Source organism: Streptomyces sp. GDS52 (genome assembly GCF_052246875.1).
GTDB classification, from domain to species: Bacteria; Actinomycetota; Actinomycetes; order Streptomycetales; family Streptomycetaceae; genus Streptomyces; species Streptomyces cathayae.
In genome coordinates this window covers 4,404,495-4,426,343 of sequence record NZ_CM125966.1, presented here as the reverse complement: position 1 = coordinate 4,426,343, position 21,849 = coordinate 4,404,495, and the positions used below count along the sequence as shown (strand labels likewise).

Below are 21,849 nucleotides of genomic sequence, written 5' to 3'. Positions count from 1 at the left end.
CGAAGAGGGAGGGTCCGGCTCCGGACCCTCCCTCTCTGAGCGTGGTTCAGCGGTTGCGCAGTGCGGCCAGGGTGTTGTCGAGGTCGGCGGCGCGGGGGCGGTTGTGGGGCAGTTTGGCGAGCATGGCGGCCATGCTCGCAGGTGTTGGTGAGGGCGGAGAAGACCAGGCCGCCCGCGCTGCCGGCGGAGATGAGCTGGAAGGCGGGGTGGACGACGAGGCCGAGCAGCAGGCCGAGCAGCACGGTCACTCCCGCGGTGAGCCGCACCTGCCGCTCCATGCCCCAGGTGGCACGCGAGGCGCCCTGGGGGCGGTGCAGCTCGTGGCCGTCGGCCGCCCAGGCACCGGTGGCCTCCCGACAGGGTGGCGGCGGTGACACCGTTCTCCGCGAGGATCCGGCAGGCGTTCTCGGAGCGGGCGCCCGAAGCGCAGACGACCAGGACGTCACCACGGTCGACGGCGTTCCGGATGTCGGGCAGCGCGTGCTGGATCTGGTCGAGGGGGATGTTGAGCGCGCCGGGGAGGTGACCGCCGGCGTATTCGCCCGGGGTGCGCACGTCGATGATGGTCGGTTCGTGCAGGCGGGTGCGTGCCTCGTCGGTGGTGAGGGCGGTGGGTGTGGTCATGGCAGAGGTCATCCTTGCGTGTCGGCGGTGCCCCCGGCGGGGGACCTCAATGTCGTGCGGAGTTGGTGGGGGGCTTGATCTGGCGGGAGCAGAACTGAGGGCGGTCTCGTAAGTGGCTGTGCTGGGCGCGGGGCCGGGGTTCTCGGGGGTGGTCCGGGTTGATCAAGGAGGGTCGGGGTTGCGAAGAGGTGGTCGCCTTGAGGAGGTCGCCGCCTTGCACGCATTGGGCTGGGTGGGGTTCGCGATCGCGCGACCGGCCTGCAGCAAGCAGCGCCTGGCCGACATCGAGGAGGGCCGTCAGTTGAAGGGTGGTGCAGGAGATCTTCGCCGCGAGCCGTTTGCCGTCCCAGGCACCGAGGACCGCGGCTCCGGTGAAGGGCCCGCTGACTTCCCAGTGGAGGCCGCCACCGGTGCCGGTGCGAGCGGCGAGCGCGGCGAGCGAGTTCACCGTGATGACGAGCAGGCTGGTGCCGACCGCCCGCCGCATCCGCAGCCCCAGGACGCTCACCAGGGCGGGCACGACCAGGAATCCCCCGCCGACCCCCAAAAAGCCCGTTACGGTGCCCGGCCCGGCACCGGAACCGGCCGCCCTGCCGGGGTGGACCCGGTCCGGCGGCTCGGCCGCGGACGGACGCAGCATGCGCGGCGCCGCCAGCGCGGCGATGACCGCGAACGCCGCCGTCAGCACCGCCTGGGGCAGGCGTCCGGCGACGGCCCCGGCGAGGAAGGCGGGGACGACGCCCGCCATGGCGAACAGCGCCCCGTCTTCCATGCCACGTTCCCGTCGCGGGTGTGGGCGTACAGGGCGGTGACGGAGGTGGCGGTGACGATGATCAGGCTGGCCGTGGTGGCCGCCGCCGGAGTGAATCCGAGCAGGTAGATCAGCGCCGGTACGGCAAGGACGCTGCCACCACCGCCGAGGGCCCCGAGGGCCAGACCGATGACGGCCCCGGCGATGAGGGCGAGCAGGGATCGCCGGGCTCTGCCTCGGCGCGTTCCCCGTGGCGGGCAGCGGCGTGCTCGACGGGCGCGCCGCTGCCACCCACTGGGTGGCAGCGGCGAAACTGGCCGAACGCTACCCCGCCGTGGACGTGCACGCGGACGCCCTCTACCTGGACCACGATGACGTGCTCACCTCAGCCGGCACGGCCTCCGCGCTCGACGCCTGCCTGCACATCGTCCGCACCCGACTGGGGTCCGCGGCGGCGGCCATCGCCCGCCATCTCGTCATCGCCCCCACCGGGAGGGCGACCAGGCCCAGTACATCGACCGACCCATCCCCGACGACACCGCCGGACCCATCGGCGACACGATCACCTGGGCCCTGACCAACCTCGACCAGCACTTGTCCGTCGACGCCCTCGCCCACCGCGCCTGCATGAGCACCCGCACCTTCTCCCGCCGCTTCTACGAGACGACCGGCATGGGCCCGGCCAAGTGGATCCTCACCCGCAGACTCGACGAGGCCCGCAGACTGCTGGAGACGACCACCTGGAGCATCACCCGCATCTCCGCAGCATGTGGGTTCGCCAGCGCCGTGACCTTCCGGCAGAACTTCACCGCGCACTACGCGACCACACCCGCGTCATACCGATCCCGCTTCACCGACCGCACCGGGCCGAAAGGCTCTGCGGCGGAGCTCCCCGCCACCCTCCTGGGCGGAGGGGAGCCGGCACAGCCGTGTCCGTAGGCCAGGAGCTTGCTCAAGAAGCCCCGCCGCTGTCTTGTCCGCCTCGCCCGGACGGCGCGTGCCTCCTCCGAGGCGGGCGCCCTGGTCGCGTCACAACGCCTTCAGTGCCTCCGTCGTGGCGCGGGCGAGGGAGGGCAGGTAGCCCTTCGGGAGTTTCGGGTTGCGGATGACCACCGAGCGCCAGTACAGGGGGCCGGAGATCAGGTCGAGGGCCAGGGCGTGGTCGACGCCGGGGCGGACCTCGCCCCGCTCCTGCGCCGCCGTGACGACGCCCCGGGCGACCCCGTCCTGGCCCTCCCGCAGCGCCTTCCGGAGCGCCTCGGCGATGTCGGGGTTGCGGGCGGCCTCGGCCTGGAGGTCGGGGAGGATCTGCGAGGCGACGGGGTGGCGCAGGGCGCGTGAGGTGACCTCGTACAGCAGCCGCAGGTCGCCCTCCAGGGAGCCGGTGTCCGGCGCGGGCAGCCCCTGCACGGCGATGGCGGAGACCAGGTCGAGGACCAGGTGCAGTTTGGAGCGCCAGCGGCGGTACACCGCGGTCTTGCCGACGCCCGCGCGGCGCGCGATCCCCTCGATGGACATCCGCGCGTAGCCGACGGCCGCGAGTTCCTCGAAGACGGCCGCCCGGATGGCCTCCGTCACATCCTCCCGCAGGACGGCGGCCCCGGCGGGGGCCCTGCGGCGCGGACGCGGCTGGGGCTCGTCGGCGTTGGTCGTCATGCGGCCCAGCATAGGGCGTGACGACGATACGGGTCCGTTCTGACGCAGATACGTACACCGGTCCGGCACAGAACGGCACCGCACCCCTGACCGCCGGGACGGAACGGTTGCGTTCCGACGCGCGTTCGCCCTACGCTCGCGTTGCGACGATACGGTCCCGTCCCGACGTAAGTGAACGCGCGAAGGTGTGCGGGGGAACACCGGGCGGAACACGGCATCGCATCGCCGCCACCCCACCCCCGCCCCCTAGCGAAAGAAGCGGATGTGAGTCAGGCCCTCCACACACCGCCTTCCCCACCGGTCCGCCCGGTCCCGGTCGAGGACGACCTCCCCGCGCTCGCCGCCCGGCACGGGCTGACGGTCAGCGGTGCCCGCCCGTCGCCGGCCGAGTACCTCCGTCAGCTGTGGGCGCGGCGGCACTTCATCCTGGCCTTCTCCCGGGCGAAGCTGACCGCGCAGTACAGCCAGGCCAAGCTGGGCCAGCTGTGGCAGGTGGCGACCCCGCTGCTGAACGCGGCGGTGTACTTCTTCATCTTCGGGCTGCTGCTGGGCGCCCGCCGGGGCATCCCGCACGAGATCTATGTGCCGTTCCTGGTGACCGGGGTGTTCGTGTTCACCTTCACCCAGAGTTCGGTGCTGGCCGGGGTGCGGGCGATCTCCGGGAACCTGGGGCTGGTGCGGGCGCTGCACTTCCCGCGGGCCGCGCTGCCGGTCTCCTTCGCGTTGCAGCAGCTGCAGCAGCTGTTGTTCTCGATGGTGGTGCTGGTGGCGGTGGTGGTGGCGTTCGGCAGTCTGCCGGCGCTGTCCTGGCTGCTGGTGGTGCCCGCGCTGGGGCTGCAGTTCGTCTTCAACACCGGGCTGGCGCTGGTCTTCGCCCGGCTGGGCAGCCGGACGCCGGATCTGGCCCAGCTGATGCCGTTCGTGCTGCGCACCTGGATGTACGCCTCGGGGGTGATGTTCAGCCTGCCGGCGATGCTGGAGGGCAAGGACGTGCCGGGCTGGCTGGCCGACGTGCTGCAGTGGAACCCGGCCGCCGTCTACATGGATCTGGTGCGGTTCGCGTTGATCGACGGGTACGGGTCCTCGTATCTGCCGCCGCATGTGTGGGCGTTCGCGGTGGGCTGGGCGCTGCTGGCCGGGGTGATCGGTTTCGTCTACTTCTGGAAGGCCGAGGAGACCTACGGTCGTGGCTGACAACACTGTCAACGCCGGAAACACCGGCGAGAAGATCCCCACCGTCATCGCCGACGGCGTCGACATCGTCTACCGGGTCAACGGGACCAAGGGCGGCAAGGGCAGCGCCACGGCGGCGCTGAGCCGCATGCTCCGGCGGGGCAAGGACGACGCGGCACGGGGCGTGCGCAGGGTGCACGCGGTGCGGAACGTGTCCTTCGTCGCCTACCGGGGCGAGGCCATCGGCCTGATCGGCACCAACGGCTCGGGCAAGTCGACCCTGCTCAAGGCCGTCGCCGGACTGCTCCCGGTGGAGAACGGCCGGATCTACACCGGCGGCCAGCCCTCCCTGCTCGGCGTCAACGCCGCCCTGATGAACGATCTGACGGGCGAACGCAACGTCCATCTCGGCGGGCTGGCCATGGGTATGTCCCGCGAGCAGGTCCGGGAGCGCTACCAGGAGATCGTCGACTTCTCCGGCATCAACGAGAAGGGCGACTTCATCACCCTGCCGATGCGCACCTACTCCTCCGGCATGGCCGCCCGGCTGCGCTTCTCCATCGCCGCCGCCAAGGACCACGACGTCCTCCTCATCGACGAGGCGCTGGCCACGGGCGACCGCTCCTTCCAGAAGCGCTCCGAGGCGCGCATCCGGGAGCTGCGCAAGGAGGCCGGGACGGTGTTCCTGGTCAGCCACAGCAACAAGTCGATCCGGGACACCTGCGAGCGCGTGCTGTGGCTGGAGCGGGGCGAGCTGCGGATGGACGGGCCGACGGACGAGGTGCTCAAGGAGTACGAGGCGTTCACCGGCGGTCCGGACAAGGCCCGCAAGCCCAAACCGAAGCCCAAGCCGAAGGCCGAGACCGGACCGGAGGCCGCGACCGAGCCGAAGGCCCCGACCGAGCCCACGACGGTGACCGGTCCGGAGGCCGCCACCGCTCCCTCCTGAGGCGTCACCCGTCCGTCTCCGGGCAGCCCCTTCGCCGCATTGATGCCAATATGACCGAAGGGAACGCCCGGATCGGTGACGAGACGAAGGAGCCCCGAGATGCCTGAGCTCAGCGTCATCGTCCACGGGCCGAACACCCAGGACCATCTGACCGGCCTCCTCGACTCCCTCTGCTCCCCCACCGCCCTCGCCGCCTCTGGAACCTCCCCCTCCCCGGACATCGAGGTCATCGTCGCCGCCGTGGGCGACTGGGCCCGGGAGACAGCCGAGCGGCACACCCCCGACGTCCAGGTGCTGCCCCTGCCCGACGGCACCTCCGACGCGGCGGCCCGAGTGGCGGGGGCGGACCTGGCCACCGGCCGCTGGCTGCACTTCGTCCCCGCCAAGGACGGCCTGCCGCCCGGCGGCCCGCGAACCGTCGCCGAGCACCTCGCCCGGCTCCCCGACACCGTGGACGTCCTGCTCCTGGACCACGTCCGCAGCACCTGGCACAGTTCCGGCCTGCCCTCCCCCGACGGCCCCCTGCTCGTCCGCGCGGGCCGCGCCGACCTCGCCCTCGACGACTGCGCGCGCCTGCTGCGCCTCACCCCGCTGCTCGGCACCCGCGTCCTGCGCGCCGCCTTCTGGCGGACCCACCGCACCCGGCTCACCGCGGCCGGAGCCCCGGACGGCACCCCGGCTGGCACCCCGTTCGACGAGCCGTACGCCGCCCGTGCCGCCCTCCTGCTCGCCGACCGCGTCGCCTGTCTGCCCCGCGTCGCCCACGAGGACCGGCGGCTGCGTCCCGCCGCGCTCCCCCCGGTCACCGCCGAGCAGCGCTACGCCCTCGTCGAGCACTACGAAGCCCTCCTCGGCCTCGCCGGTGACCGCCCCGCCGTCCACGACGTGCTGTACGAGCTCATGGTCGGCGACTGTCTGCGCGCCTTCGCCCGCGGCGGCATGCCCGAGCCGGTCGCCCGGGAGTTCTTCCGCCGTGCCTCACTGGCCGCCGTACGGCACCGCCCCGAGGGCCACCGGAACCCGGCCGGCCTCGAGGGCGTCCGGCGCTCGCTGCTCGAGGAGGGCGCCTACACCCGGTACCGCGCCCTCCGGGCCGCCCACCGCACCCGCCGTGCCGCCGGGTCCGCGGCGCGCACCGGCGGGCGGCGGCTCGGCACCCTGCTCGGCGACCACCACTACCGCCGGGCCCTGCGCCGCCCCGTCGACCCGGAACTGGCGGTGTTCTCGGCGTACTGGAACCGCGGCGTCGCCTGCAATCCGGCCGCGATCGCCGCCGAGCTCGCCGAACTCGCCCCGTGGATCCACCCGGTGTGGGTGGTGACCGCCCACCACGCCGCCCTGCTCCCGCCCGGCACGGACCACGTGGTGCCCGGCACCCGCCGCTACGGGGAGGCGCTCGCCACCGCGAAGTACCTCGTCAACAACGTCAACTTCCCGGACACCGTGGTCAAACGCCCCGACGCCGTCCACCTCCAGACCCACCACGGCACCCCGCTCAAGCGCATGGGCGTGGACCAGATGCCGTTCCCGGCCGCCGCCCGGGGCCTGGATTTCCAGGCCCTGCTGGAGCGCGTCGACAAGTGGGACTACAGCCTCTCCGGCAACAGCCACACCACCCGCATGTGGCAGCGGGCGTACCCGTCCCGCCACGTCTCGCTCGACTACGGCTATCCGCGCAACGACGTCTACTACACGGCCGGCGCCGACGACGTCCGCGCGATCCGCGCACGCCTCGGTATCGCCCCCGGCCGCCGGGCCGTGCTGTACGCGCCCACGCACCGCGACTACGAGGCCGGCTGGGTCCCGCACCTGGACCTCGCCGCGCTCGCCGACCGCCTCGGCGAGGAGACCGTCCTGCTGGTGCGAGGCCACTACTTCTACGACGGGGGCGCCGGGGGCGCCGGGACCTCCGGGAGTACCTTCCCCCTCACCTCGCTGCGGCGCGGCGGCCGCGGCGCCCGCATCGTGGACGTCTCCTCCTACGACCCGGTCGAGGACCTGTGCCTGGCCGCCGACCTGCTGGTCACCGACTACTCGTCGATCATGTTCGACTACGCCAACCTGGACCGCCCCCTGGTGATCCACGCCGACGACTGGGACGTCTACCGGCAGACGCGCGGTGTCTACTTCGACCTGACGGCCGAGGCGCCGGGTCCGGTGGCCCGCACCCAGGAGGAGCTGACCGGGATCCTCACCACCGACGCCTGGCGCGACGCGAGCGCGGCGAAGGCGCGGGCCGTCTTCCGGCGCCGGTTCTGCGAGTACGACGACGGCCGCGCCGCCGAACGCGTCGTGCGCCGGGTCTTCCTCGGCCAGGACGAGGAGTCGCTGCCGCCGGTGCTGCCCCTGGAGGAGCGCACCCCGGCGCCCGACCCCGAGGAGGCGAGCTCCTGATGAAGCCACCCGCCGAGGAGCACAGCCCTCGAGAAGCATCCGACGCGCCCCCCGTACCCGACGTCACCGTGACGGTCATCGTCCACAACGACGCCGAACGCCTCCCCCGCGCGGTCGAGTCGGTCCGCCGGCAGACCCACCGCGACCTCGAGATCGTCGTCAGCGACGACCACTCGACGGACGAGACCCCCGAGGTGGCACGGCGGTTGGCGGCTGCGGACCCGCGTATCCGGTATCTGCGCCTGCCGTACAACAGCGGCGGCTGCAGCGCGCCCCGCAACCGCGCCCTGGAGACCGCCCGCGCACCGTATCTGATGTTCCTCGACAGCGACGACGAACTCCCCCAGGACGCCGTGGCGTTGCTGCTCGCCGCCCACCGCGAACGGGACATCGACTTCGCGATGGGCGCGATCCGGCGTGTCCGCACCGACACCGGCCGCCGCTCCACCTGGATGCCGCACCTGGTGCGCGAGCGCCGCACCCTGGACGGCATCGAGGCCGATCCGCGGCTGTTCTTCGAGCACCTGTCGACCGGCAAGATGTACTCCCGGGCCTTCCTCGACCGGCACGGCCTGCGTTTCCCCGAGGGCATCCACTACGAGGACCAGTTGTTCTCGGCGCAGGCGTACTGCCTCGCGAGGAGGTTCACGATCGTCCCGGAGCCGGTGTACCTCTGGTACATCACGCCCTACGCCGCCCAGGAGTCGGCGTCCCTCTCCAACCAGCGGCACAAGCCGGCCAACGTCCGCGACCGGGTCCACGTCCAGCACCTCATCGACGCCTTCCTCGTCGAGAGCGGGCACGCGTCGCTGCGTGCGGACAAGGACCACAAGTTCCTCAAGCACGACGTCCGGATGTACACGGGCGACCTGCCCCACCGGGACGACGAGTGGCTCGCGGGCTTCGCGGACCTGCTGAACCCGTACCTGGAGACACTGTCGCCCGGCGCGTACGCCCGCCTCCCGCGCGCCGAACGGGTCGTCCTCCAGCTGCTCCGCGACCGCCGCCTGTCCGAGGCCCGGCAGGCGGCCCGCGGTCTGGGCCACGACATCGCCCCGAGGCAGCTGACCGTGGGCCCGGACGGCCGCGCCTACTGGGGCGACCGGATTCCCGCGTCCGCCGCCGCCCGCGCCGAACTGGACCTCTCCGACCTGGAACCGGACGTCCGCCCCTTCCCCACCGCCCTGTTCCGGCACGAGATCACGGACATCGCCCGAGGCCTCGGCGGACCGGTCGAACTGACGGTGCGTACCTACGATCCGGCGCTGCGCCTCCCGCTCGGCCCGCAGCGCGCGACCCTCCTCCTCTCTCCCGGCCGGCGCCACCTCACCGTGCCCTTCCGCCTCTCCCTCGTCCGTCCCGGTGTCTTCGAGGGCCGCGTCGGCCTCGACCCGGCGGCCGCCTCCCTGCCGCTGGGCGGGTTCGCCGGGGTGCGCCATCCGCTGCTCCGCCTCACCCTCCGGGGGCAGGGCAACACGGGTCCCCTGCTGGCGCCCCTGGCCTTCGCCCCGTTCACCGCCCGTGTCCCGTACCGCCGTGGCACGGCCCCGCACCGCGTCACCGTCGAACCGGAGGGCCACGGCGCGGGCCGCCTGCAGATCCGCTGGGAGCCCGTGGGGGTGACGGCCCGGGTGACCCGCCCGGCGGTACGGCGGCTGGCCCGTCCGGTGGCGAACGCGCTGGGTCGGTGAGGTGCCCGGTCAGCGCACCGCGTAGAGCGTCTGGCCCTCCGGTCCCCGGGTCACGGCCCGCAGCCCGGTGTCGTGCAGCGTGCCCGTCGTGTCCACCACCCACCGCACTCCGTACGTCCGCTCGATGCCCCGGCGCACCCGCTGCGGTGTGCTCGGTGCGAAGTACCGCTCCGTGGCCGCCGCCCTGCGCTTCTCGTCCGGCAGGAAGAAGTCGGGGTAACCGGGGGCGACCGTGTAGGGCCCGTACGCGGGAATCCGGCGGGCCGGCTCCGTCTCGGCCATGACGACGTCCCCGTACTCCACCCACGGCGTCATCCAGTGGTACCCCGTCCACGGCTCCCGGTACCGGGCCTCGGCCACCCGGGGCAGCGCGTCGCGCGGGACGACGTAGCCCACCGCTCCCGCCTGTGCCCACGCGCCGACGGCCAGCGCACCGGCCAGGACGACGGCCCACCCGGCGCGCAGTGTGCGCCGTGCCGCGCCGAACGTCTCCAGGGCGGCCGCGAGCTGCGCCGGGATCAGCACGGCGGGCAGGGCGCGCCCCCACGCGTGGTGGCCGGTCAGCCAGCCCGCCGCGAAGACCAGCGCGCCCAGCGCGAAGAACAGCGCGAGCGGGTCCCACCGGTCGCGCCGCCACCGCACCGCCAGCGCGGCCACGCCGAGCAGCACGAGCCCGAACCGGGCCGGCAGGTCCCGGTACAGCTCCCGGTGCACCGACTCCAGTCGGGCGCCGGCGCCCGTCAGCGCGAAGAAGTCGTAGTACGGCCAGGCCCACAGCACGAGGACGCCCAGCAGCAGTCCGGCGCCGAGCCGCGGCCACACCGCCCGCGGCAGCCGCGCGGGCCGGGCCGACAGCACCGTGGCGAGGGCGCCGAGCGTGGCCACGACGCCGGTGAACTGGTGGCACAGCAGGATCACCGCCCACAGCGTGCCCAGCCCCGCCCACGTTCCCCACCCGGCCCGGCGGCGCAGCGCGGCCGTCAGCCAGGCCCAGAGGTGGAAGGCGAGGCCGAGGGCGAGGGTGCTCGGGTAGGAGACCGTCAGCGCGAGCGAGTGGAGGCCCGGGAAGCCGCTCCACAGGAACGGGGTCGTGCCCCACAGGAACAGCAGGCTCAGCAGGGCGAGCGCGAAGCCGGCCCGCGGCCCCGCCCCGTGCGCGGCAGCGGCTCCGGTCCCGCGGGCCGTTCCGCGTGCGGTCAGTGCCCGTACGTAGCGCCATACGCCCGTCACCAGCAGCGCGAGTCCGGCCAGGGCGGCGAGCCGCAGCACCACGAAGACCGACAGCCCCGACAGCCCCGGCAGCCGGGCGAGGCCGCCGAGCAGCACGGTCCACGGCGAGTAGTACGGGCTCTGCGTGTCCGCGTCGACCAGGGGGTTGCCGGGGTCGGCCAGGTCGTGCCGCAGGCGTTGCAGGGTCGCCGCGTGCATGCCGAGGTCGCCGGCCCACGGGAGGCGGACGATCACCGCGAGCAGCAGGACCAGGGTCAGCCCGGCGGCGACCTGGACGGCGGTGCGGGCGATGTCCGCCGGCCGGGGCGCGGCACGCGGCCTGCCGGTCCCCCCGGGCAGGACGGACCACCGGGTACCGGCAGAACGGCCGGGCCGGCCGGATCGGGCGGGGCGAGCGGAGCGGGCAGGACGGACACTCACCCTCAGAGCCTTAACACCCCATCCGCTCCGGGGCACCCCGAGCACACCACGGGGGTGCTCCGGACCCGATGGTCCGGGGCACCCCCGTGTGCGTCAGCGCCGGGCCGGCGCCGCGGCCTACGCGTGCGGACGCAGCAGCGTGCGCATCGTCCGCATCGCCACGGACAGGTTGGCCAGGTCGAACGTGTCCGAGCTGCGGATCTCCTCCAGAGTGGTGCGGGCCCGGCCGAGGAGGGCCTCGTTCTTCTCCTCCCACACCTGGAACCGCTGCTGCGGTGACGCCGTGCCGTTGCCCTGCGCCAGCACCTCGGCCGTCACCGCCGCGTGCGCCGCGTACAGGTCCTCGCGGATCGCCGCGCGGGCCATGGACTGCCAGCGGTCCGCGCGGGGCAGCTCACTGATCCTGTCCATCAGCTGGGTGATGGAGAGCCGGTCGGCGAGGTCGTAGTACACCTCGGCGACGTCCAGCGGCTCCTTGCCCATGCGGTCGGCCACCGAGACGATGTCGATCGCCGCGAACGCGGAGGAGAAGCCGGCCACGCGGGTGGCGAGTTCGCCGGGGACGCCGACGCCCGTCAGCTCGTCGTAGATCTTCTGGAACCACTCCAGGTCCGCGCCGCGCAGCAGCTTGGGCAGCTGCGACCAGACCTGCTCGACGCGCTCGGCGAAGAACGCCACCGTCTCCTCGAGCTCCAGCGGCTGCGGCCGGTTGTTGAGCAGCCAGCGCGTACCGCGCTCCACCAGCCGCCGCGAGTGCAGCCGGATCCGGGTCTGGACGTCCGCGTCGACCTTGGTGTCGAGTTCCTCGACGGCGTCCCACACCAGGGCGGAACGGAAGATCGCGCGGGCCACGGTCTGGGCCCGGACGATCTCCTCCAGCGACGCGCCCGTCTCCTCGCGCATCCGGTGCAGGTACGTCGTACCGCCGGTGTTGACCGTGTCGTTGACCAGGACGGTCGTGGTGATCTCACGGCGCAGCGGGTGGCCGTCGATCCGGTCGAGGAACTGCTCGCGCAGCGGGGCCGGGAAGTACGCGTGCAGCAGGTTCTTGAGGTACGGGTCCTCGGGCAGCGAGGTGCTCAGCAGCTCCTCGGCGACCGTGATCTTCGTGTACGCCAGCAGGACGGCCGTCTCCGGGCCGGTCAGGCCCTGCCCGGCGGCCAGCCGCTCGCGGATCTGGCGGTCGGTGGGCAGGAACTCCAGGGCCCGGTCGAGGTGACCCTCGCGCACCAGGTGCTTCAGGAAACGCTGCTGGGCGTGGAGCATGTCCTTGGACTGGGCCAGGGCGTTGGCGATGGCGGTGTTCTGCGCGTAGTTGGTGCGCAGCACCATCCGGCCGACCTCGTCGGTCATCGAGGCGAGCAGCTTGTTGCGCTGCTTGACCGTCATGTCGCCGTCCGTGACCAGGCCGTTGAGCAGGATCTTGATGTTCACCTCGTGGTCGGAGGTGTCCACGCCCGCGCTGTTGTCGATGGCGTCGGTGTTGATCCGGCCGCCGTGCAGCGCGACCTCGATCCGGCCGAGCTGGGTGAAGCCCAGGTTGCCGCCCTCGCCGACGACGGCGACCCGCAGGTCCCTGCCGTCGACGCGGATGGCGTCGTTGGCCTTGTCGCCGACGTCCGCGTTGGACTCGGTGGACGCCTTGACGTACGTACCGATGCCGCCGTTCCACAGCAGGTCGACCGGTGCCTTGAGGATCGCCTTCATCAGGTCGGCCGGGGTCGCCTTGGTGACGCTCTCCTCGAGGCCGAGGGCCTCGCGGATCTGGGCGTTGACCGGGATGGACTTGGCACTGCGCGGGAAGACCCCGCCGCCGGCCGACAGCAGGCCGGTGTCGTAGTCCGCCCAGGAGCTGCGCGGCAGCTCGAACAGGCGGCGGCGCTCGGCGTAGCCGGCGGCCGCGTCCGGGTTCGGGTCGATGAAGATGTGCCGGTGGTCGAAGGCGGCGACCAGCCGGATGTGCTCGCTGCGCAGCATGCCGTTGCCGAACACGTCACCGGACATGTCCCCGATGCCGACGGCCGTGAACTCCTGGCTCTGGGTGTCCACACCCAGCTCCCGGAAGTGCCGCTTGACGGACTCCCAGGCGCCGCGGGCGGTGATGCCCATGCCCTTGTGGTCGTATCCGGCGCTGCCGCCGGAGGCGAAGGCGTCGCCGAGCCAGAAGTCGTAGGACTCGGCGACCTCGTTGGCGATGTCCGAGAACCGCGCGGTGCCCTTGTCGGCCGCGACGACGAGGTAGTTGTCGTCCCCGTCGTGCCGGACGACGTCCGCCGGGGGCACGACCTGGCCGGCCACCATGTTGTCGGTGATGTCGAGCAGCGCCGAGATGAACGTCCGGTAGGAGGCGACGCCCTCGGCCATCCAGGCGTCGCGGTCCACGGACGGGTCGGGCAGCTGCTTGGCGACGAAGCCGCCCTTGGCGCCGACCGGCACGATGACGGTGTTCTTCACCATCTGCGCCTTGACCAGGCCGAGGATCTCGGTGCGGAAGTCCTCCCGGCGGTCCGACCAGCGCAGGCCGCCGCGCGCCACCTTGCCGTAGCGCATGTGCACGCCCTCGACCCGCGGCGAGTACACCCAGATCTCGAACGCCGGACGCGGCGCCGGCAGGTCGGGGATGGCCTGCGGGTCGAACTTCATGGAGATGTAGTCGTGCGGGCGGCCGTCACCCGACTGCTGGAAGAAGTTGGTGCGCAGCGTCGCCTTGATCACGGTGAGGAAGGAACGCAGGATGCGGTCCTCGTCGAGCGAGGCGACCTGGTCGAGGGCGGCGTCGATCTCCTCCAGCAGGGCGTCCAGCAGCTCGAACCCGGCGCCCTGCCGCTCCGGCGACATCCGCGCCTCGAACAGGGAGACGAGCAGCCGGGTGGTGTGGACGTTGTTGCGGAGGGTGTCCTCCATGTAGTCCTGGCTGAACGTGGAGCCGGCCTGGCGCAGGTACTTGGCGTACGCGCGCAGTACCGTCGCCTGCCGCCAGTCCAGCCCGGCGCTCAGTACGAGGGCGTTGAAGCCGTCGTTCTCCGCCTTGCCGGTCCAGGTCGCGGCGAAGGCGTCCTGGAACCGCTCACGGGCGTCGTCCCCGAGGTGCTCGGCGCCGGGCACCTCGGGCATCCGCAGCCCGAAGTCGTAGACCCAGGCGACGCTGTGGTCGGCGCGGCGCAGCTCGTAGGGCCGCTCGTCGACAACCTCGACGCCGAGCCGCTGGAGCACGGGCAGCACGGCGGACAGGGAGACGGCCTCGCCCTGGCGGTAGATCTTGAAGCGGCGCTCCTCGGGGGCCGCGCCCACCGGCTCGTACAGGCTGAGCTCGAAGTTCTTCTCCTCGTCGAGCTGTTCCAGCCGGACGATGTCGGCGACGGCGCTGCGCGGGGTGTGGTCGTCCTTGTAGCCCTCGGCGAAGGCGCCCGCGTAGCGGCGCAGCAGTTCGGCGGCGCGCTCCTCGCCCAGCTCGGCGGTGAGTGCCTCGCCGAAGCCGTCGGCCCAGGAGCGGGCGGCCTCGACCAGGCGGGCCTCGATGCGCTCCTTGTCGGTGTCGGACAGCTGGCGCAGCTCGGTGCCCTGCGGGACACGGACCACGAAGTGCAGCCGGGAGAGGATCGACTCGGTGTTCCAGACGGTGAAGTCGGCGCTGATGCCGCCGAGCTCCTCCTTGAGGATGTCGATGATCCTCAGGCGCACCCCGGTGGTGTAGCGGTCGCGCGGAAGGTAGACGAGGGCGGAGTAGTAGCGCCCGTACTCGTCCTGGCGCAGGTAGAGCCGCAGGCGGCGGCGTTCCTGGAGGTAGAGCACCGAGGTGGCGATGGCCTGGAGCTCGTCGACCGGGGTCTGGAAGAGCTCGTCGCGCGGGTAGGTCTCCAGGATCTGCAGCAGGTCGCGCCCGTCGTGACTGTGCGGCGAGAAGCCGGCCCGCTCGAGGACCTCCTCGACCTTGCGGCGGATCACCGGAACCCGGCGGACGGACTCGGTGTAGGCGGCGGAGGAGAACAGTCCGAGGAAGCGGCGCTCACCGACGACGTTGCCCTCGGCGTCGAACTTCTTGACGCCGACGTAGTCCAGGTACGACGGCCGGTGCACGGTGGCCCGGCTGTTGGCCTTGGTCAGCACGAGCAGCTTGTGCTCGCGCGCCTTGGCGCGGGCGTCGGCGGGCAGCCGCTCGAAGGACGGGCTGACCGGGTGGCCCTCCGGGGTGGCGTGGTGCGGGTCGGCACGCAGGATGCCCAGACCGGTGCCGGGCAGGGCGCCGAGGGAGTCGTCGTCGCGCAGCTGGTACTCGCGGTAGCCGAGGAAGGTGAAGTGGTCGTCGGCGAGCCAGCGCAGCAGCTCCCGGGCCTCCTCGCCCTGCTGCTCCGGCACGTCCCCGGGGACGGGCTCGTCGGGCAGTCCCTCGGCCAGTTCAACGGCGGCCTGCCGCATCTTGCCCCAGTCCTCGACGGCCTCGCGGACGTCGGACAGGACGCGCAGCAGGTCGGCGGTGATCTGCTTGAGGTCGCCGCGGTCGGTCTCGCGGTCGATCTCGACGTGGATCCAGGACTCGGTGTGGGCGTCGTGCGGGAGGTCGTCGGCGGGCGGGGTGGCGAGCATCTCGATCAGCTGCCCGGTGAGGTCGCGGCGGACCACGATCTGCGGGTGGATGACGACGTGGATGCCCCGGCCCTGGCGGGTCAGCTCGTTGGTGACGGAGTCGACGAGGAAGGGCATGTCGTCGGTGACCACCTCGACGACGGAGTGGCTGCAGGTCCAGCCGTTCTCCTCGACGGTGGGGGTGTGGACCTTGACGTTGGCGGTGCCCTGCGGACGGTTCCCGGCCAGCCGGAAGTGCGCGACGGCTGCTCCGAAGACGTCGACCGGGTCGCGGCCGAGGAGGTCCTCCGGGGCGGTGTGCAGGTAGTAGCGCTGGAGGAACGCGAGCACGGTGTCCCGGTCGGGCATGCCCTTGTCCGTCGTCCCGGTCGGCAGTTTCCCGCCGGCCGGGCTGTTCTCAGCTACCCGGGCGGCCTTTTCGAGCAGCTCGGCCTTGGCTTCGTCCAGCTTGGTCTGCATTGTCCTCTGACTCCTGTCGCGCGCCGTTGCGTGACGTAGAAGGAAGTACGGTCTCCGCGCCTGCGGTGCGGTGGTACGACAGACACGGGGTGTCCGGTCCGTTCCGACGCTATGCCGCAAGATGAGACGAGCGGGGGCTTCTCTGCCGACTTCGACGCGCCCGCCGGGTGTGACGCTGCTCTCTTCCGCGTCCGCGCCCGGGGAGTGCCGCGCGTCCCTGGAACCCTTCGGGTCCCCTTCCGCCCGCGAGGACCAGCGAGTTCCGCCCGGTCACGGATGTCGTCCGTGCTCTCCGGGCGCACGGCGGGGACGGCGAGGTCCCCGCGAGCTATCGCGCTGATCACGGCACCCAGGCTATCGCCCCCCGCAGGGGGCCCGTCATGAGCCGTATGTGTACAAAACACGGGGTGGAACTTGGACGTTCTGCACAGTGCGCGCCCGCGGCGCCCGGTGCCGGGTGCGCGGGCCCGGTGTTCAGCCGGCCAGGCGTTCCGCTTCCACGACGGCCTCCGCCAGCGTGTCCACCACCGGCACCCCGACCGCTTCGAGGCTGGCCCGGCTGTGCGAACCGCCGGTGTAGAGCACGGCTCTCGCCCCGACGTGCCGGGCGGCCAGCGCGTCGTCGGCGGCGTCCCCGATCACCACCGTGCGCGTCGGGTCGACGCCGGTCAGCGCGCCGAGGTGGCGCACCATGTGCTCCGCCTTGCCCCCGCCGGACGGCCCGGTCCGCCCGTCGACGCGTATGAAGTGCGGCTCGATGCCGAAGCCCCGGACCAGCGGCACGAGGTCCTCGTGTCCGTACATGCTGAGGATCGACTGGCTGCGCCCGGCCGCCGACCACTGCGCCAGCAGCTCGGCCGCGCCCTCGGCGAGTGCGCACCGCACCCGGTGCGCGGAGTAGTACCGGTGGAAGGTCGCGTCCATCAGCTCCCACTCGGCCCCGCTCGGCAGCCGCCCCATCAGCCGCTCGTAGAACTTCGGCACCGGCACGCAGTACAGCTCCCGGTACCGCTCCAGCGTGAGCGGCTCCAGGCCCAGCTCGGCGAAGGCCGCGTTGGTCGCCCCGATGACCGCGTCGACGTCGTGGAACAGCGTGCCGTTCCAGTCCCAGACGATGTGCGCGTCCGTGTGCATCCCCATGGAAGGAAAAGTACCCGCCGCCACTGACAATCGGGCTGCCGACTCGGACTAGTCGGACCGGGCCGCCGGGCCCAGCAGGTTCGGGATCTCCTGGGTGGCGTACCAGAGCAGTTCGTGGTCCTCCGCCCCGTCCACGGCGGCCCGGGCGCTGTCGTCCCCGCCGTCCGCGGCCGGCAGCGCGTCCGCGGCCGACGCCACGTCCGCCTCCGCGTCCGGGGCGTCCACGTGCACCGCCGCCGCCCTGTCCAGCCGGACGGGTCCGTCGACCCGCACCACGCCGGGGCCGGGGGCCGGATCGGCCGAGGCCGCCCGGTCGGGTACGTCCACGGCGACCACGACCCGGCGCCGCGGCGCCGCGGCGTCCGCCGCCAGCAGCCGCAGCGAGGCCAGCGCGGCACCGCCCAGTGCCGCGTACTCCAGCTCCTCGACGTCCTCGGAGCGGTACCACTCGCGCAGCGCGGGCGTCACACCGTGGGCGGTGAACGGTCCCGCGCCCAGCTCACCCGTCCGGTACGCCTCGGCGAGACCCGGGAGGGTGAGGGGGACGTAGACGCGCATGTCGGCCGCTTTCCTGGTCGGAGGTCCGCCGGCGTTCCGTCGAGGGGTGGTCGCACCCCGCCGGCTGAGCCTTCAGGATACGTGCGGGTGTCCCCCATCGGGTCTCTGTCCACCCCCCGGGCCGCGTCCACCCCGAGCCCGGAATTCACCCGGTGCGCCCGCTCCAGTACGAGGCCGGGGGGCCGCCGTTCACTCGGATAAGTGAACTCCGCCGCCGCCCCGACACGGCTCACGGCGCCTTGCCGCCGCACTCCGCCGCCCCGTACAAGAGCCCCAACCCCTAAGTTACTGCCCGGTATCGCCTCGGTCCCCCGGTCGAGGGCGACTTCCGGCCCGTCGAACGGAGTCCCGTGAACAAGGTCATGACCAGGGCGCGGCGCCGCACCGGCACCCGCCCTCCCGGCCGCCGCGACACGCGCCGCCCCACCGGCGGCACCGTCCCGCCGCGCACCCCCGCGGGAGGTACCGTCCTCGCCCCGTCCCCCGGCGGAGGCCGCCCCTCCCCCGCACCCGCCCCGGCGTCCACCCGTCCCGACGACAACCGCCCGCCGTCCTTCACGCCGACGGCCAGGACCAGGACCATGGCCACTGCTACCGCTCCCGCCAGTGCCCTGCTGCGACGGCGCCCGGCTCTCCCGGCCCCCGCACCCCGGCCGGCGCAGCCCCGCCCCACCGACCGCTTCGCCGAGCTGCTGCTCGCCGTCCTGAGCGGTCAGCGGCCCGTCCACTCGATGCTCCGGCACACCGCGGGCCGCGCCTACGACGAACTGGCGGACCTCGCCGAGCGCGGTCCGCTGCGCACCCGTGGCACCCGCCCGGTGGTGCGGGACATCGGCTACTACGTCGCCCGCGAGGGCGCGCTCGAGGTGTTCGCCCGGATCGGTGCCGGCGACCGGCTGCGGGCCATGGCCTTCCGCCTGGAACAGGGCCAGGACCTGCGCTGGCGCTGCACCGCCGTGGAACTGGGCGGCACCCGCCCGCCCCGCCCCCACGACCACTGACGCCGGAGGGCCGGGCGACCCTGGGGTCTGCCCGGCCCTCCGCCTGCTCTCACGGCTCCGTACGGAGCCTCAGCGCTCGCCCGGCCCGGAAGCCCGCGGGCCGGCTCACTTCTTGCGGCGGCGACCGCCCCGCGCCTGCTTGCGGCGCTCGGCGCGCGTGAGGCCGTCGGCCTCGGAGCGCACCGGCTCGTCCTCGGCGAACTCGCCCTCGATGGTGCCGCCCTCGCCGTCCACGGTCGGCGCGGAGAAGTGCAGGCTCCGCCGCTGCGGGGCGTCGAGCCCCTTGGCGCGGATCTCCGGCCGGGCACCCGCCTGCGCGGGCACCGCCTCCTGCGGGGCCTTCTCCAGCGACGGCGCCGCCTCCTCGACCGGGACCTCCTCGACCTGCTGCTCGACCTGGACCTCCAGGTTGAACAGGTAGCCGACGGACTCCTCCTTGATGCCGTCCATCATCGCGGTGAACATGTCGAAGCCCTCACGCTGGTACTCGACCAGCGGGTCCTTCTGCGCCATCGCGCGCAGGCCGATGCCCTCCTGGAGGTAGTCCATCTCGTAGAGGTGCTCGCGCCACTTGCGGTCCAGGACCGACAGCACGACCCGGCGCTCCAGCTCACGCATGATCTCGGAGCCGAGCTGCGCCTCACGCTGCCCGTACTGCTTGCGGATGTCCTCCTTGATGGAGTCGCCGATGAACTCGGCCGTCAGCCCGGCGCGGTCGCCGGCCTCCTCCTCCAGCTCCTCCACGGTGACCTTCGTCGGGTAGAGCTGCTTGAAGGCGCCCCACAACCGGTCCAGGTCCCAGTCCTCGGGGAAGCCCTCGGACGTCTCGGCCTGCACATAGGCGTCGATGGTGTCGTCCATGAAGTGGTGGATCTGCTCGTGCAGGTCCTCGCCCTCCAGCACGCGGCGCCGCTCGCCGTAGATGACCTCGCGCTGCCGGTTCATGACTTCGTCGTACTTCAGGACGTTCTTACGGGTCTCGAAGTTCTGCGTCTCGACCTGCGACTGGGCCGACGCGATCGCGCGCGTGACCATCTTGTTCTCGATCGGCACGTCGTCCGGCACGTTCGCCATGGACATCACGCGCTCGACCATCTGGGCCTTGAACAGGCGCATCAGGTCGTCGCCGAGCGAGAGGTAGAAGCGGGACTCACCGGGGTCGCCCTGACGGCCGGAACGACCGCGCAGCTGGTTGTCGATCCGCCGCGACTCGTGCCGCTCGGTACCGAGCACATAGAGCCCGCCGAGCCGCTCGACCTCCTCCTTCTCCGCCTTGACGGCGTCCTCGGCCCGCGCGAGGGCGTCCGGCAGGGCGTGCGCCCACTGCTCGATGTGCTCCTCGGGGTCGAGACCGTGCTGGCGCAGCTCCGCCTCGGCGAGGTCCTCGGGGTTGCCGCCGAGCTTGATGTCCGTGCCACGGCCGGCCATGTTGGTGGCCACGGTGACGCTGCCCCGGCGGCCGGCCTGGGCGACGATCGTCGCCTCACGGTCGTGGTGCTTGGCGTTCAGCACCTCGTGCTGGATGCCGCGCTTGCTGAGCTGCTGCGAGAGGTACTCGGACTTCTCCACCGAGGTGGTGCCCACGAGGATCGGCTGCCCCTTGGCGTGCTTCTCCTCGATGTCGTCGACGACGGCCTCGAACTTGGCGACCTCGGTGCGGTAGATCAGGTCTGCCTGGTCCTTGCGGATCATGGGCCGGTTGGTCGGGATGGGCACCACACCGAGCTTGTAGATCTGGTGGAACTCGGCGGCCTCGGTCATCGCCGTACCGGTCATGCCGGACAGACCGGGCTGTTCCTTGCCGTTGTGGTCGCGGCGCTTGTAGAGGCGGAAGAAGTTCTGGAGGGTGATCGTGGCGAGCGTCTGGTTCTCGTCCTTGATCGGCACCGACTCCTTCGCCTCGATCGCCTGGTGCATGCCCTCGTTGTAGCGGCGGCCGGCGAGGATACGGCCGGTGTGCTCGTCGACGATCATGACCTCGTCGTCGATGATCACGTAGTCCTTGTCGCGCTTGAAGAGCTCCTTGGCCTTGATGGCGTTGTTCAGGTAGCCCACCAGCGGGGTGTTGACCGACTCGTAGAGGTTGTCGATCCCCAGCCAGTCCTCGACCTTGGCGACCCCGGACTCGTGGATGGCGACCGTGCGCTTCTTCTCGTCGACCTCGTAGTCGCCGGTCTCCTCGATGCCCTTGAGCGGGTTGCCGGGCTCACCGCGCTTGAGGCGCTTGACCAGCTTGGCGAAGTCGCCGTACCACTTGGTGGCCTGGTCGGCCGGGCCGGAGATGATCAGCGGCGTACGGGCCTCGTCGACGAGGATGGAGTCGACCTCGTCGACGACGGCGAAGTTGTGGCCGCGCTGGACGAGCTCGTCCTGGGACCACGCCATGTTGTCGCGCAGGAAGTCGAAACCGAACTCGTTGTTCGTGCCGTAGGTGATGTCGCAGCCGTACTGCTCGCGGCGCTGGGCCGGCGTCATGTTGGCCAGGATGCAGCCGACCTCGAGGCCCAGGAACTTGTGGACGCGGCCCATCAGCTCGGAGTCGCGCTCGGCCAGGTAGTCGTTGACCGTGATGATGTGGACGCCCTTGCCGGACAGGGCGTTCAGATACGCGGGCAGGGTACCGACGAGGGTCTTGCCCTCACCGGTCTTCATCTCGGCGACGTACCCCATGTGGAGGGCGGCGCCGCCCATGATCTGCACGTCGTAGTGGCGCTGGCCCAGGACGCGCTTGGCGGCCTCACGGACGGTGGCGAAGGCCTCGGGGAGCAGGTCGTCCAGGCTCTCACCGTCGGCGTACCGCTCCTTGTACTCATCGGTGAGGGCGCGCAGCTCGGCGTCGGAGAGGTCGACGAAGTCCTCTTCGATGGAGTTGACCTGGCCCGCGATGCGGTGCAGTTTGCGCAGGATCTTGCCTTCGCCTGCACGCATGATCTTCGAGAGGACGGACACGGGGGGTGGTCTCCTTGCCGGTCGGGCCTGGGACGGTCGGTTTCCATTTCATTGCTGAGCAACGGCCATCGTATGCGAGGACCCCACCACGTCGGGAGGCCTGCCGCGACGGTGGCCGCGCGCGGCTTCGTATCTGTTGCGCGGCCGCTTCTCGAGGAACAACGTCCGGACCCCGCGAATGGTGCCGCCCCGCCCGGCGATTTGCGCGAAGGGTGATCACTTCCTCACGTACGGCAAACGGTTGGCGCCGATCATTCCCCCGTGAGCAGA

General features: G+C 72.1%; 13 protein-coding genes and 2 pseudogenes. 7 read left to right on the top strand and 8 right to left on the bottom strand.

Annotated elements, in window-relative coordinates; translation table 11 throughout:
• Window positions 1-46 precede the first annotated feature (46 nt).
• Window positions 47-624: pseudogene (locus ACTWJ9_RS20230) on the bottom strand (rhodanese-like domain-containing protein).
• A gap of 301 nt (window positions 625-925) precedes the next feature.
• Window positions 926-1,593 (bottom strand): annotated as a pseudogene (locus tag ACTWJ9_RS20225) (sulfite exporter TauE/SafE family protein); the annotation flags it as partial.
• A 32-nt stretch (window positions 1,594-1,625) separates the two neighbouring features.
• On the opposite strand from ACTWJ9_RS20225, the gene ACTWJ9_RS20220 reads away from it, so the two are divergent.
• Window positions 1,626-1,952, top strand: a complete 327-nt coding sequence (locus tag ACTWJ9_RS20220) for a hypothetical protein (RefSeq protein WP_443294545.1) — start codon at window positions 1,626-1,628, stop codon at window positions 1,950-1,952.
• Window positions 1,889-2,314: a helix-turn-helix domain-containing protein gene (locus ACTWJ9_RS20215; protein WP_443295903.1), complete on the top strand. Its 426-nt coding sequence runs from the start codon at window positions 1,889-1,891 to the stop codon at window positions 2,312-2,314. Before ACTWJ9_RS20220 ends, ACTWJ9_RS20215 begins: the two co-directional genes overlap by 64 nt.
• Before the next feature lie 90 nt (window positions 2,315-2,404).
• Here ACTWJ9_RS20215 and ACTWJ9_RS20210 read toward each other — a convergent pair whose 3' ends face one another.
• Window positions 2,405-3,031 carry a TetR/AcrR family transcriptional regulator gene (locus ACTWJ9_RS20210; protein ID WP_387040977.1) on the bottom strand — a complete coding sequence of 209 codons (627 nt, stop codon included), beginning with the start codon at window positions 3,029-3,031 and terminating at the stop codon, window positions 2,405-2,407.
• A 264-nt stretch (window positions 3,032-3,295) separates the two neighbouring features.
• On the opposite strand from ACTWJ9_RS20210, the gene ACTWJ9_RS20205 reads away from it, so the two are divergent.
• The 4 genes from ACTWJ9_RS20205 to ACTWJ9_RS20190 all read left to right on the top strand — a co-directional run bounded on the left by ACTWJ9_RS20205 (window position 3,296) and on the right by ACTWJ9_RS20190 (window position 9,238).
• Window positions 3,296-4,225: an ABC transporter permease gene (locus ACTWJ9_RS20205; protein ID WP_443294544.1), complete on the top strand. Its 930-nt coding sequence runs from the start codon at window positions 3,296-3,298 to the stop codon at window positions 4,223-4,225.
• Window positions 4,218-5,153, top strand: coding sequence for an ABC transporter ATP-binding protein (locus ACTWJ9_RS20200; protein WP_443294543.1), 936 nt, complete (start codon window positions 4,218-4,220; stop codon window positions 5,151-5,153). Before ACTWJ9_RS20205 ends, ACTWJ9_RS20200 begins: the two co-directional genes overlap by 8 nt.
• Before the next feature lie 99 nt (window positions 5,154-5,252).
• Window positions 5,253-7,547: a CDP-glycerol glycerophosphotransferase family protein gene (locus ACTWJ9_RS20195; RefSeq protein ID WP_443294542.1), complete on the top strand. Its 2,295-nt coding sequence runs from the start codon at window positions 5,253-5,255 to the stop codon at window positions 7,545-7,547.
• Window positions 7,547-9,238 (top strand): glycosyltransferase, encoded by a 1,692-nt coding sequence (locus ACTWJ9_RS20190; RefSeq protein ID WP_443294541.1) that lies wholly within the window; start codon window positions 7,547-7,549, stop codon window positions 9,236-9,238. Before ACTWJ9_RS20195 ends, ACTWJ9_RS20190 begins: the two co-directional genes overlap by 1 nt.
• Before the next feature lie 9 nt (window positions 9,239-9,247).
• On the opposite strand, the gene ACTWJ9_RS20185 is transcribed toward ACTWJ9_RS20190, so the two are convergent.
• From ACTWJ9_RS20185 to ACTWJ9_RS20170, 4 genes are all read right to left on the bottom strand, one after another.
• Window positions 9,248-10,759, bottom strand: coding sequence for a hypothetical protein (locus ACTWJ9_RS20185; protein WP_443295902.1), 1,512 nt, complete (start codon window positions 10,757-10,759; stop codon window positions 9,248-9,250).
• Between the two features lie 246 nt (window positions 10,760-11,005).
• Complete coding sequence (locus tag ACTWJ9_RS20180) at window positions 11,006-15,931, bottom strand: NAD-glutamate dehydrogenase (RefSeq protein WP_443294540.1); 4,926 nt, start codon at window positions 15,929-15,931, stop codon at window positions 11,006-11,008.
• A 474-nt stretch (window positions 15,932-16,405) separates the two neighbouring features.
• Entirely contained in the window at window positions 16,406-17,071 is a 666-nt protein-coding gene (locus ACTWJ9_RS20175; RefSeq protein WP_279335644.1) for an HAD family hydrolase, read from the bottom strand.
• A 48-nt stretch (window positions 17,072-17,119) separates the two neighbouring features.
• A complete protein-coding gene (locus tag ACTWJ9_RS20170) occupies window positions 17,120-17,629 on the bottom strand; it encodes a DUF6912 family protein (RefSeq protein WP_443294539.1) in 510 nt (169 codons plus the stop codon).
• Window positions 17,630-17,979: 350 nt separating this feature from the next.
• Between ACTWJ9_RS20170 and ACTWJ9_RS20165 the strand changes: the two genes are divergently transcribed.
• Window positions 17,980-18,630, top strand: a complete 651-nt coding sequence (locus tag ACTWJ9_RS20165) for an Rv3235 family protein (RefSeq protein WP_388702326.1) — start codon at window positions 17,980-17,982, stop codon at window positions 18,628-18,630.
• Between the two features lie 105 nt (window positions 18,631-18,735).
• Here the strand turns inward: ACTWJ9_RS20165 and secA are convergent, their stop codons facing one another.
• A complete protein-coding gene (gene secA / locus ACTWJ9_RS20160) occupies window positions 18,736-21,579 on the bottom strand; it encodes a preprotein translocase subunit SecA (RefSeq protein ID WP_279335640.1) in 2,844 nt (947 codons plus the stop codon).
• Window positions 21,580-21,849: the final 270 nt, after the last annotated feature.

Bases quoted from the DNA above. Each gene is read 5' to 3' on its own strand.
- ACTWJ9_RS20210 (WP_387040977.1), bottom strand. From the start codon at position 3,031: ATGACGACCAACGCCGACGAGCCCCAGCCGCGTCCGCGCCGCAGGGCC.
- ACTWJ9_RS20195 (WP_443294542.1), top strand. From the start codon at position 5,253: ATGCCTGAGCTCAGCGTCATCGTCCACGGGCCGAACACCCAGGACCAT.
- ACTWJ9_RS20190 (WP_443294541.1), top strand. From the start codon at position 7,547: ATGAAGCCACCCGCCGAGGAGCACAGCCCTCGAGAAGCATCCGACGCG.
- ACTWJ9_RS20180 (WP_443294540.1), bottom strand. From the start codon at position 15,931: ATGCAGACCAAGCTGGACGAAGCCAAGGCCGAGCTGCTCGAAAAGGCC.
- ACTWJ9_RS20175 (WP_279335644.1), bottom strand. From the start codon at position 17,071: ATGGGGATGCACACGGACGCGCACATCGTCTGGGACTGGAACGGCACG.
- ACTWJ9_RS20170 (WP_443294539.1), bottom strand. From the start codon at position 17,629: ATGCGCGTCTACGTCCCCCTCACCCTCCCGGGTCTCGCCGAGGCGTAC.